Source organism: Paenibacillus sp. FSL M7-1455 (genome assembly GCF_038004655.1).
In the GTDB taxonomy this organism is placed as follows: Bacteria; Bacillota; Bacilli; order Paenibacillales; family Paenibacillaceae; genus Paenibacillus_AQ; species Paenibacillus_AQ cookii.
In genome coordinates, this window is the sequence record NZ_JBBORO010000001.1 from 5,910,623 (window position 1) to 5,923,271 (window position 12,649).

Below are 12,649 nucleotides of genomic sequence, written 5' to 3' on the forward strand. Positions count from 1 at the left end.
TTTAATCTTCCTTTCTAAAAATAAGTGCTTCTTCTGTGGCACTCGAATTTTTTCGATATTTTAATTTTGATTTATTTATACCAGCTAACGTCTGAGATTGGTAATAAGATTCTTGATGAATTAACTTCCATCCTAATGTTTCGCCCATTTCGACAATAACTTGAGCTAAATCCAAATGAACATCTTTGTAATACGAGTCTTGAATGACTATTATCACCCTTCCCTTTTTCTTTAAGACTCTATTTATTTCAACTAATGACAAGAACATATTATGAAAATACTGGATGTAATGCTTTAAATAATACGACTGAGAAGCTTTTGAAGGGTGGTTTTTCACTCTATTCAAAAACTCGTTTGCAGTATTCCCCCAAATTACGGTATTTCCACTGACCTCCCTAGTAATCTTAGTTGTACCTATCATTCGAGTTCTTAGTTCTTCAAACTCCTTACCATTACCTATCCCTAAAACAGCTAATTCTAGTCTTGTAGCTATAACGTAATCTATTCTTGTACAATATGGAGGGGAAGTAATAACAGCATCGATACACGATTCACTTAATGGGATATTTTGTGAAGATGCAATATCTAGAAGAACACTGCTCTTCGTATGCGTATTTTCAAATGCTTTCGACGATTCAATCATTAAATCAACATATTTCCCGAAATATTCAAATATCCTAACATCATCAACCCTTACTTTTTGATTATCATCTTCTGGTTGTTTAATCCATGTTGGGTTAGAAGTTTTAAAAGTTCTTAGTAGTTCCTTTACCGTTTGAAAAAGAGCAACATAGAAAAATGCAAGTAGAGGCTGAGCGAGTACCTTTTTTAGTAAATCAGCACTCTTTGCGTATGAATATTGACTTTGTTGTAGGAGACTTTGTTGTATCGCCCGCTCTATTTTGCGTATCGTGATAACATTTTTATCACACAACCATACTAATAGAGGGTCTCCAGAAGGAATAAACTTGGATCTGTAGCGTTTAGCTTGTTTCGTAATTTTTTCCGCGTGTATTTCAATGTTCTCGAAATTATCAACTCTTCGGGAGTTGGCAATAATGGGCATTACTGGGTTAATATCAAACCCTATTGCATTGTACCCCTCTTTTTCAACAATGTGTGTCGTTGTTCCGCTACCATTCCAGGGGTCTAAAATAGACGCTCCCAATGGTAATTGTAAATAATTAAGTACATCCTCTACGAATTCTGCAGAATAACCTGCATAATAACTATACCAATTATGGGTATTCTTCGAAGCAGACTTTCGTTTGGGGCTTCGAAAACTAACCAGATTTTTATGTGGGTAATCCAAAACTAGCTCCCATCCTTTATAAACAGTATAAATTAACCTGAATTTCGAAAGTACTGCGCATTAAAAACATAAAAAGTGCTCCAAATCTTTGGTAGAATGGTGTTTGTCCAGGACAACATCACCCAAAGAGAGGAGCACCTTTTAGGTGAAGTCTACCACACCGGTCAGCAAAATCAAGAGCGAATTTTCGCTGCAGAACGCCACGAGTTTCGGCGGCGTCAAAATCTTTTTGGCCTATCTCGAAAAAATCAAGCTCGCCGAGGCCATGCAGCGCCTTTCCGGCGGCAAAGCGCACAACGCCATTTTTCCTGTTCATCGCATCCTGCTCTATCTAATGGTTGGCTGGATGCTGGGCTGCGGGCGTATTTTTCATTTCCGCAAGTTACAGCACGATGTGTTGCTTTGTCGTTTTCTGGGAGGCCGTCTGCCGCATCACAGTTTGCTGTACAAGGAGCTCGCGCGTCTGGGCAGATCCTGCCCGCAGCTCCCGACGGAACTGCGCAAGCTGAATATGGATATCATTCATCTCTGCTTGCCGTCCAAGCCAATCCTTGATCTGGACTCCTCGGTGGAGACGGTATACGGGGAGCAGGCCGGCGCGGCCAAAGGCACCAATCCGCATAAGCCCGGACGAAACAGCTACCATCCGTTGCTGGCTTTTGAAGGGCAAACCCACTTGAATCTGAATGCGAGGCTTCGCCCCGGCAACACGCATTCTTCAACCGACGCAATCGACTTTTTGCAGCAAACCTTCGCACTGCTCGGCGAGCGCCAAGTGGCGTACGCCCGGTTCGACAAAGGCTTTGGCGGCGAGGATTTCTACCAACTGTGGGAAGGCCGCAAGATCGGTTACGTCGGCAAAATGAAATGGACCAAACGCCTCGCAAGCGACGTGGCGGCTTGTCGCTACTGGACGCGCTATGTCGACGAGGACTGGATCATCGAGGGCATCACTTTGATTTACAAAGCTACGTCCTGGAAAAAGCCCCGTCGCGTAGCGGTCATTCGTAAGACGCAAGTCTGCGAAGACGGTCAAGGCCGCATCGTATTCGACGAGGACTGGCAGTATGAAGCGATTGTAACCAACCTGGAGTGGGAACCAATTGACCTATGGCGCTTTTACAACCAGCGTTGCTGCATGGAAAATTACATCAAAGAGGCGAAAGACGGTTTTTCCATGGACCGGATCGCGACCAGTGATTTTGAAGCGAATGAAGTCGATCTGCTGATCAAGTTGCTGGCCTACAATTTGTTCGAACGCTTTAAGCGCGATTGTTGCGAACCGATGCATCAGGGTTATACGATTGCAAGATTCCGACTGGAGTTCTTTCATTGCGCGGCGACGCTTGTTCGGCATAGTCGCGCGGTCGTGCTCAAGCTGATCAAGGATTTCGACGGTCGTCATGCATGGAAACGAATCGAAGCCAAAGTGGTTCAATTGGAGTGACGGCTTCCAACATTTCACATGGAAAACAACAATGCCCCTTTTCTGGGGAGGGGGGAGTTATCCCCATGTGGATATTGGTTTCAAAATTTCGCTGGTCCCACTCCCACTTATTCACAGTTGTTGATCCGCTCCTGGATGATCGCCACCGCATTCTTATGCGCTTTCGAAATTCAGGATTAATTATTATCCAATGCTTCTTCTTGGTAATTAGTCCTTATTTAATACAAAAGCTATAAGGTTATGTCCTGGACGCTTGCTTTTTCAAAAAATTTAACATAAAAAGCCGGATAAGATATTATATCGCATCTGGCTAATGAAAGACCTTTAGAATTTTGAATGTTAATGCACCAATTTCCCTGAAGTGCATTTATTACTTTTTTCCACCATCTTTGTTAAGTACAATTTCGACTAGATAACAAATAGTAGTATACCAATTCCCCATAATATATTGTAAGGTAATATTCGATATTTTGAAAATCGGAAGAAATTTATGACCAACGTTCAGATTTCCCTTGAAATTATTTGAGAGTTTACTCGAATTAAAATAAAAACAATTAAAACAAACCAATATAGGGATCCAAGACAGCTGCAAAATAGGATTGTCATGCTAGTCTTGTTTTTTATAATGTCTTCCTTGTCGATGAATTTGCTTTTCGTGGTTAATCAGCCACTGCTTGCGCGTCAGGCCGCCTCCATAACCTCCGCGGCCCCCGTTGCTGTTGATCACGCGATGACACGGCACGATGATCGCCAGCTGGTTCATCCCGTTCGCCTGGGCGACCGCGCGAAAAGCCGACGGCTTGCCGACGGAGACGGCCAATTCCGCGTAAGACCTGGTTTCGCCGGGCGGGATTTTCCGCAATTCATCCCATACCGAGGTTTGAAAAGGCGTTCCAAGATAATGAACGGGCGTCTTGAACCCTTTGAATTCCCCGTCGAAATATTGGCTCAGCTCCTGTTCGATCCTTTGGATCGGTTCCGCGGTACCCGGGATGATCGCGCATTTCGTCCGTTGTCTCAGCCGCTCCATCTCCCGCTCGAGTCCCCTCCGGTCCACGAACTCCAATAGATACAGCCCTTCGTCGTCCGCAATGGCGATCATCGGCCCCAGCCGCGTGTCAAGCCAGGCCGCTTTCAGGACTTTCCCGTTCCCCAACTGGCTCGGTGCCGAACCCACCATGCGTGAAAATGCCTCCCGAAAACCGCTGCCGGACTCGTATCCCGCCGAAAGTTGCGCATCGATCACGTGTTCACCCTCCCTGATTTGTTTTATGGCCAGTCCCATGCGCCGTGCCCGCGCGTATTCGACGAACGTCATTCCGAACCGTTTTTTGAATTGGCGGCGCGCCGTCGAAGCATCGATCGACAACGATTGAAAATCCCGCTCCCTCCAACGCTTCTCGGGGCTTTTTTCAATGGCCTCCACCAGCAGCCGCACGACTTCCGAGACCTGGTTCGGATGGGAAAGGGGACGGCATCGTTTGCAGGGGCGAAAGGAAGCAAGCAGCGCTTCTTTGGCCGTCTCGTAAAATTCGCAGTTCTCGAACTTCGGTTTCCTCGCCGGGCAAGTCGGGCGGCAAAATACGCCGGTAGTTTTGACCCCCACGTAAAACAGGCCTTCATATTCGGATTTTTTCTCGACCAACGCCTGGTAATACTCCCGTTTATGTTCGGCTGTAATCAATTTTTGCTTCCCCCGATCCGTCCAAGATTTCCTGAATGGTTTTTTTATTATAACCTCCCCTGTTCGGACTGTCCGCCGAAAATCAGGCATTTATTTTTTTGCCCCGCGGTTGCAAGCCCAAGGTTTATGCCGGCCCTTCAGACAGGCTATAATAGAAACATTCGAGAACAGGCAGGAGATGAACCCAATGTCCAAATCCATCGTAGAAAAGCTTGGCTTGCAAAAGTACAAGCATGCAGCGATATTGAATCAGCCTGATGGAACGGATTATTTTCCGGACCTGACAGGCTACGACACCGTGCTGAAGGACGGCCCTTACGACCTCATTTTTGCTTTTGTGCTGAATCTGGAATCGCTGAAGGAACTGGTTTATCGGATTATTGAGCAGAACCTTCTTCAACCCAAACGGCTATCTCTTTGCGGCTTACCCCAAAAAAGGAAATAAGACGTATCCCACGTATATTCACCGCGATGATTTGTTTCCGGGCTTAGGCAGCGACGAAGAAGGATATATCGGGGACAGCGGCATCAAATTTGCGCGCATGGTCGGGCTGGACGAAGTTTTTACGGTTGTCGGCTTCAAGCGGGACGCCAAGGGCAAAGCGAAGGAACAAACCTCTTCCCAGCCGAGTCAGCGCGTGGACGATTACATTGCGATGATTCCCCGCGTGGAAAAGGATTTGGAAGATACGCCGGAGCTGCTCGCGTTTTACCAAACGCTGACCGCCGGCTACCGCAAAGATTGGGCGCGGTATGTGTACAGTGCCAAACAAGAGGCAACCCAAGCCAAACGCCGGGAAGAAATGAAAATGATTCTGCAGGCAGGTTACAAAAGCCGCGATCTTTACCGCAAGGACCATCCGTAACCCGCGCCAACACAAGAATCCTCCATCCGCTTGGGATGGGGGTTCTTTCTTGTGGGCATTTTAACGACAAAAACACCTTCAAGATTGTTCCCCACATCGTTTGGACATGGCCGGCTCTCGAAGGTGTTTTTATGTTTCTCAATTATTGGCCCATTCTTAAACGGCTAAATGGAGCTTCCATTGCTTTTGCGGTTTAGTCGAACTTCAATTTTCCGGAACGGATGTCATCCGTCATTCCCTCATAAGGAGCTTGTGAAACGACTTTCTCATTATTCGTCCCCGGATTTCCAATATAAGTAATATCCGCAAACTCGGGCACCACGTACTTGGGATACGTCTCGTATTTTTCGCGGGATTCTTCCATCAAATCGATGAAATCGTTCTGATAACGGACCGTAATTTCGGGGTGTTCGTGCACCCATTTCGGGAAGAAGATGACCCCGTGCATTCTTTTATCATTCGGCATGAAATTCAGCGATACATCCGTGCCTGTAGGTTCCGTCCAGGAAACCTTATATACGCCGTCCACGAGTTTTACGATATTCACCTTTTGATCGCGAACCCAGCGGCCGCCGACCATTCCGCTATGAATCCGGTAATCGATCGTGTCTTCGTTTTTAATATATATTTCGTACTCCCATCCGTTTTCGTACGTGTAAATCATGTGGCTTCCCAAAAAATCCTCCAAGCTTTTCATCCATAAGTCCTCCTTCAACATGGTGCACCCATATAAACAGATGTGCATCCGAGATCATCATTAAACATACAACATGTAATATTGAACGTGTTAATGTTTACATATTTATTGTATGCCTGTGATATACTATTGTCAAATGAAGTTGCGCAAAATCGGAGTGATCATTTATGGGAAAACGAATTTTAAAACATGCGATCCTGGGGCTGTTAAGCAAAAAAGATATGAGCGGCTACGACATTACGGGAGAGTTCAAAGAGGAAATCGGACAATTCTGGAGTGCCAAGCACAGCCAGATTTATATCGAGTTAAAGAAGCTATTAAGCGAAAATTTAATCAGTCAATATATAGAGATGTCCGGGGAAAAGCTGGAGAGAAAAATGTATCGGCTGACTTCGGAGGGAAAAAAGGAACTGGAACAATGGCTGGTGGTGCCCGACGAAACGATCGAAACCGAAAAAGATGTTTTTATATTGAAATTGTATTTCATCAAGCATATTCCTAAAGATAAGGTGGAGGCTTTGTTTCGCAATCAATTTAATATAAGGTCCGCCAAATTAGCTTACTTGCGGGAGCAATATCAACAAATTTTCGGAGAGCAGCATCCCCTAGAAATCGATGCGGATCAGCTGGGTCATTATTTCGTTCTGACCAAAGCTATTTCCAGGGAAGAAAGCTATGTGAAATGGCTGGAACAAAGCCTGGAGATCATCAAAAAACGAGAGTACTGAAACAATCAAGTCAACCCATGCCCACAATAAAAAAAGCAGCGCAAGGCTGCCCTAGTTTTGATCCATGAAAGACTCACGCCATATACTCGGCCATGATAAGCTCGATATCGTACGGCGTGACCCCATGTTCCACCGAAAACACAGCCTCAGCCTGTTCCGGGGTGTCCACGAGCTCCCCTCTTGCTTTGGCATGAAGCATGAACAAATCGTACAGATCGGGTTTTCGGAGCTCAGTCATCGCTTTGCCCATCAAGACCATTCCTTTTTGGTTCCCCTCGACGTTGTTGACGTAATGCGGATATCTTGTCAGGGACAAATCGGTCCAGATCACCGTGCGCTCCACCAAATCTAAGATGACGGGGATCGCAATTTGGGTATCGGCGGTAATATCGATTTTATTGGCAACCGTCTTCGGTTCGAAAATCTCCCCGGAACCCGGTTTCTTGCGCATCATCCACCCCGCGAAGCACTCCGGCAAATCGCAATACGGTTGGCTCGTATAGGAATGGAGGGAAGCCACGATATACCGTCCGCCATAGTCAACCACGGAAGGGATATGGAGATCAATGAACTCGCACGCCCCCTGAGGGGCGGACACGATATCCCCGCTGTGCACGGCCCGGTATTTGGAGGAGCGCAGGTTCGTATACGATATATGCTCCACATAGTTCCAGTCGCGATCATACATCACCGCAGACAGGTCGATATCTACGCGGCCCGTCGGTTTGCCGTCGACCATTCCTTCTTTCCACCAGGTGAAAAAACGAACGGTGTCCCCCTCGCCCATCGGCACGCGGCTCCCCCGAACGATCGTACGCAAAGCTTTGCTTGCCGATCTTTGGGAGAACGGGACGTTGTAGCGCCGCAAGCGCTCATCGACGTAGGTTTTCCCCAGCGGAGGCAGCTCCGCGAAGCGCTTGAGCAGCGCCTTTTCGCATAAGGCCGTGATTTCCTCGCACACCGCTGCGTCGATCTCCGGGCGCGCGTCTGGAATGGCATAGGCCTTGGCCGCGTTGCCTTTCGGGAAAAAGACGCGAAGCCCGCGAGGCTCATGGCGGCAGGCAAAATGTTTTTTCACCTGCAGCAGCACGGGCGTCGATACCTGATCCGCAACCTCGCCGAACGCCAGCGCAACATAATCGGTGTATTCGGTCGACCGCAGCAAATGATCCAATCTTCTGGCCAATTCGCCCGGACGCCGCGTCAACAGATCGATCAACGTCCAGACGTTGCGATATTGAAAGGCAAGCTCGACGCTTCCCCCCCAGGTCGTCAATGGCTTGTCGTTCCGCAAAATATCAAAAGCTTCCCGGCAGCGCTTGAAACGGGCCCCGTATTCCGACGGATGCAAAATTTCGCCGAGGCGAACCCAGCGCTCCTTATACCGAAGCATATCCTCCGCAATCTGGCCGCCGCATTGTTCCAGCAGCCCCAGCAGCAGCCGTCTCTCGCGGCGTTTGAATTTACGGAAACGCGTCGCCTGCGCCAGGCTCACGTCGCCGTCCGACCAAGCCGCAGCCAGGCGAAGAACATCGGTCGCGGTTTTGAAGTATTTCCCGATGAGATGCAGGTTGGCCTTGTCATGCTTCATGAGGGAAGCCGCCACGAATCCCGCGTTTTCTTTAAACGGAATCTCGTCAGGAAGAAGGTCATCCAATTCATGCGGCTCCGCGTATTCGATCGCGGCATCGATATCTTTTTGATCCGTCTCGGAAATTGAACCCTTGGCTTGGATCACCCTGCGAATCATCGCGTGAAACTCCGCTTTGCTTCCCAGGTCGATGACTTTCAGGGCGGCCTCATCCGGCAAAGGCGGTCTGTCCGCAGGTTCGCCCTCCGGCAGGTTCAGCGTCAGGTAATGAAAGACGGCATTCAAGTACAGCTCGGCGTCCGTTTCCTCCATGACCTGCACCGGGAAGTCGGGATACATCGGGGTGTATGGGACATGAGCGCCTACCATCACTTTGAGGTCGGCCACCAGGCCGTCGTAAAACGAGGCAAACTCCTCTTGGGACATCGTACGTACGGCGTGCATCAGCGGAGGCGAAAACGCAAATCCAAGCTGCGCGATATTTTTCAAGGCCGTCGCCAAATGCGTTTTGGACACCGGCTCCGGATTTTGCCTCCGGTTTACGATCACTTTGCTTGCTCTTCTCAAATAAATGGTGTTTATCATCATCAAGACTCCAGGAAAGCCGTATCCCTAATGTGGTTTAAGTCAAAAAGAAGGAAGGAATACAATAGCCTGGATGCCTCCTTTCATGCCGGAAATCCTTCAGGAAAGCCGCGGCCCTAATTCGCCAATTTGAAAGAGAAGGAAGGACCGCAATAGCCTGAGGACCAAAGTTTCAAAGCCCGCGGCCTCGAACCTTTGATGCATCCATCATCGCATATTCCTCGGAGGGCAAACAGGGCGGAAGTATTACGACATGGAAAAGATATGTAAAAGGGCTGCAAGCAAAACAAAACGGCCTTCCTCCCCAAAATGCAGGGAAAAAGGCCGCTTGATCACGTGCCGCAATACGTCCGGTAAGGCGTGATCGTATTAGGAACGATACAGTATTCATCCTGTTCCGCAGAATACGCATACGGGTTCGACAACACCTCAAGAAGCTGTTCCATTACGCTGAAGTCTTCATCCTCCGTTGCGGCTTCCAGCGCCTCCTCCACCCGGTGATTCCTTGGAATGACGGCCGGGTTGCTGCTTCGCATCAGCTCCTTCGAGGAAACTTCCCCCTCCTGCTGTCTGCCGAGCCGCGCTTTCCAACGCTTATGCCACGCCCCAAACTCGGAAGATTGAAACAGATCCGTACCCTCTAGGGTATCCAAAGTTAACGCGCGGAAGGTGTTCGTATAATCGGCATGATACTGTTCCATGAGATCCAGAAGGTCGCCGATCAGTTCCTTATCCTCTTCTTCTTCGTTCAACAGCCCGAGCTTGGCTCTCATGCCCTGAAGCCAGTACCCTTCGTACACATCCTTAAAACCGGATATTTTGTCCTGGGCCAGCTTGACGGCCTGCTCCGGATCATCGTGCAAAAGCGGCAGCAGCGTTTCGGCGAATCGCGCCAGATTCCAGCCGGCGATCGGCGGCTGATTGCCGTAGGCGTACCGGCCTTGCGTATCGATGGAGCTGAACACCGTCGCCGGATCATAGGCATCCATGAAGGCGCAAGGGCCGTAATCGATCGTTTCGCCGCTAATGGCCATATTGTCGGTATTCATGACGCCGTGGATAAAGCCGACAAGCTGCCATTTGGCGATCAGCGAAGCCTGGCGTTTGATGACTTCCTCAAGCAGCGCAAGGTACCGGTCCCCTCCCGCTCCGATGTCCGGATAGTGGCGGCTGATGGTATAGTCGGCAAGGCTGCGCAGATCCTCGATCGTAGCGAAATGCGCCGCGTACTGAAAAGTTCCGACGCGGATATGGCTGGAAGCGACGCGCGTTAGAACCGCACCGGGCAATTCGCTTTCGCGGATGGCGGGCTGCCCCGTCGCGGCGACGGCCAGGCTGCGGGTGGTCGGAATGCCCAGCGCGTGCATGGCTTCGCTGATGATGTATTCGCGCAGCATCGGTCCAAGCGCGGCACGCCCGTCGCCTCCCCGCGAGTATGGCGTTCTGCCCGAACCCTTCAGCTGGATGTCCACCCTCTTGCCATTGGGGGAAATCTGTTCCCCAAGCAGCACGGCTCTCCCGTCCCCCAGCATGTTAAAATGTCCGAATTGATGCCCTGCGTAAGCTTGCGCAATAGGCGCGGCCCCTTCCGGTACTTGATTCCCGGCTAATACCGCTGCGCCGCCTTCGCTTTGCAGCGCCTGAACGTCGAGCCCGAGGGACTCCGCCAACGGGCGATTCAGAATGGCCAGCTGCGGCGCACGCACCGGAGTCGGCTCGATCCGCGAAAAAAAGGTTTCCGGCAGCCGGGCATAGCTATTGTCGAAGTTCCATCCTGCTTTTTTATGATTTTCCATAAACTCTCCTTATGTTTGAGGCATGTATGATCCTATTGTCCCATCGCTTTTTAAATGTCCACTTCTTCTCTTTATTATACCGTTTTCGGCAAAACCGTGCTTCGAGCAAGCGGCAGACCGGCCAAACAAAACGGCCCCCGTCCCGTGAGGCTTTGGACGAAGGCCCGTTTGAATCATCTATATATCGGCTACACGATGGTTTGCAGTTCGCTGTTCAGGCCCAGCGCCCGCGTGGTCGATTCATGAATTTCGCGGATCAGTTCAGGGTTATCCACCAGCGACAATCCGTAGGAAGGGATCATTTCCTTGATTTTCGGCTGCCATGCTTTGAGCTGGTCCGGGAAGCATTTTTCGATGACCTCAAGCATGACGGAAACGGCGGTAGACGCACCCGGAGAAGCGCCAAGCAATGCGGCGATCGATCCATCGGCGGCGCTGACTACCTCCGTACCGAACTGAAGCGTGCCTTTGCCGCCATCGACCGTATCTTTGATGACCTGCACGCGTTGGCCCGCCACCAGCAGGTCCCAGTCTTCGCTTTTGGCGTTCGGGATGAACTCCCGCAGCTCTTCCATCCGTTTTTCTTTCGACAACAACACTTGCTGGATCAGGTATTTGGTCAACGACAGGTTTTTGGCGCCTGCCGCGAGCATCGTTAAGATGTTGTCCGGTTTGACCGAGCCGATCAAATCGAACATGGAACCCGTCTTCAGGAACTTCGGCGAAAACCCTGCAAACGGTCCGAAAAGAAGCGATTTTTTATGATCGATGAATCTCGTGTCCAGATGCGGCACGGACATCGGAGGCGCGCCGACCTTGGCTTTGCCGTACACTTTGGCATGGTGCTGCGCGACGACCTCCGGATTGTTGCACACCATGAACAGGCCGCTGATCGGGAAGCCGCCGATATGTTTTCCTTCCGGAATGCCCGATTTTTGAAGCAAAGGAAGGCTTCCTCCCCCGCCGCCGATAAAAACGAATTTGGCCTTATAGCGTTCGACTTCGCCGCGGTCGTTCCGCACTTTCAGTTCCCATTTGCCGTCTCCGGCGCGTTTAATATCGTCAACGTGATGTTTGTAACGGATTTCCACGTCTTTCCTTTTCAAATGGTCGAACAGCATGCGCGTTAAAGCGCCAAAGTTCACGTCCGTTCCGGAGTCCATTTTGGTCGCCGCCATCGGTTCGTTCGATGCCCGTTCCTTCATGATCAGCGGAATCCATTCCATCAATTTTTTCGGATTATCCGAGTATTGCATGCCCTGGAACAACGGATTTTTGGACATGGCTTCAAAGCGCTTTTTCAAAAACGCTACGTTTTGCTCCCCTTGCACCAGACTCATATGAGGCAACGGCATGATAAAATCTTGCGGGTTGCGGATCAGCTTGCTGTTCACCAGATAGGACCAGAACTGCATGGAGACTTGAAACTGCTCGTTTACTTTTATGGCTTTGCTAATATCTATAGATCCGTCCGGTTTTTCGGTCGTGTAGTTCAGCTCGCACAGCGCGGCGTGCCCCGTTCCCGCATTATTCCATTCGTTGGAGCTTTCTTCTCCCGGGCTGGCCAGCTTCTCGAACACCTTAATGTCCCAGTACGGCACTAATTCCTTCAGCAATGTTCCCAAAGTCGCACTCATGATTCCGGCACCAATTAAAATAACGTCTGTTTCGGTTTGTCTGTTGCTCATGTTTACCGCCCTTATACGCTAATATTTGGAGAAAAGATGTAGGCGCTCTCACGGCAAGTCAGAGTGCGACCTGGTCAACACCTTTTCTGGATGAATGATTACCTGCTCCTAGTATATCACTATTTTATAGACTATTAAATGATTGTTATATGCCATTTACAACCCGATTACACGGAAGAAGCGTGAAACGAGGCACAAAACCTTGGGAAAACACAAAAAACCAAAGCTATAATCCGGTGCTTCGGTGAATAATAG

The 12,649-nt window shown here is 49.6% G+C and carries 8 protein-coding genes and 1 pseudogene; 3 read left to right on the forward strand and 6 right to left on the reverse strand.

Annotated elements, in window-relative coordinates; translation table 11 throughout:
- Position 1: 1 nt before the first annotated feature.
- Complete coding sequence (locus tag NYE48_RS26950) at positions 2-1,312, reverse strand: DNA methyltransferase (protein ID WP_212952603.1); 1,311 nt, start codon at positions 1,310-1,312, stop codon at positions 2-4.
- Between the two features lie 145 nt (positions 1,313-1,457).
- Between NYE48_RS26950 and NYE48_RS26955 the strand changes: the two genes are divergently transcribed.
- A complete protein-coding gene (locus NYE48_RS26955) occupies positions 1,458-2,759 on the forward strand; it encodes an IS1380 family transposase (RefSeq protein WP_340997041.1) in 1,302 nt (433 codons plus the stop codon).
- 607 nt (positions 2,760-3,366) lie between these two features.
- Here NYE48_RS26955 and NYE48_RS26960 read toward each other — a convergent pair.
- Positions 3,367-4,443, reverse strand: coding sequence for a bifunctional transcriptional activator/DNA repair enzyme AdaA (locus tag NYE48_RS26960; protein WP_212952602.1), 1,077 nt, complete (start codon positions 4,441-4,443; stop codon positions 3,367-3,369).
- Positions 4,444-4,630: 187 nt separating this feature from the next.
- On the opposite strand from NYE48_RS26960, the pseudogene NYE48_RS26965 reads away from it, so the two are divergent.
- Positions 4,631-5,309 (forward strand): annotated as a pseudogene (locus NYE48_RS26965) (YdeI/OmpD-associated family protein).
- 193 nt (positions 5,310-5,502) lie between these two features.
- On the opposite strand, the gene NYE48_RS26970 reads toward NYE48_RS26965, so the two are convergent.
- Entirely contained in the window at positions 5,503-5,997 is a 495-nt protein-coding gene (locus NYE48_RS26970) for a phenolic acid decarboxylase (RefSeq protein ID WP_212952621.1), read from the reverse strand.
- 176 nt (positions 5,998-6,173) lie between these two features.
- On the opposite strand from NYE48_RS26970, the gene NYE48_RS26975 reads away from it, so the two are divergent.
- Entirely contained in the window at positions 6,174-6,734 is a 561-nt protein-coding gene (locus NYE48_RS26975) for a PadR family transcriptional regulator (RefSeq protein ID WP_341000505.1), read from the forward strand.
- Positions 6,735-6,807: 73 nt separating this feature from the next.
- Here NYE48_RS26975 and NYE48_RS26980 read toward each other — a convergent pair whose 3' ends face one another.
- The 3 genes from NYE48_RS26980 to NYE48_RS26990 all read right to left on the reverse strand — a co-directional run bounded on the left by NYE48_RS26980 (position 6,808) and on the right by NYE48_RS26990 (position 12,394).
- Positions 6,808-8,913: a TerD family protein gene (locus tag NYE48_RS26980; RefSeq protein ID WP_341000506.1), complete on the reverse strand. Its 2,106-nt coding sequence runs from the start codon at positions 8,911-8,913 to the stop codon at positions 6,808-6,810.
- A gap of 329 nt (positions 8,914-9,242) precedes the next feature.
- The gene (locus NYE48_RS26985) at positions 9,243-10,706 is read right to left on the reverse strand and encodes a protein adenylyltransferase SelO (RefSeq protein ID WP_341000507.1); all 1,464 of its coding nucleotides are present in this window, start codon (positions 10,704-10,706) and stop codon (positions 9,243-9,245) included.
- 188 nt (positions 10,707-10,894) lie between these two features.
- Positions 10,895-12,394, reverse strand: coding sequence for a malate:quinone oxidoreductase (locus tag NYE48_RS26990; RefSeq protein ID WP_036714430.1), 1,500 nt, complete (start codon positions 12,392-12,394; stop codon positions 10,895-10,897).
- Positions 12,395-12,649 lie beyond the last annotated feature (255 nt).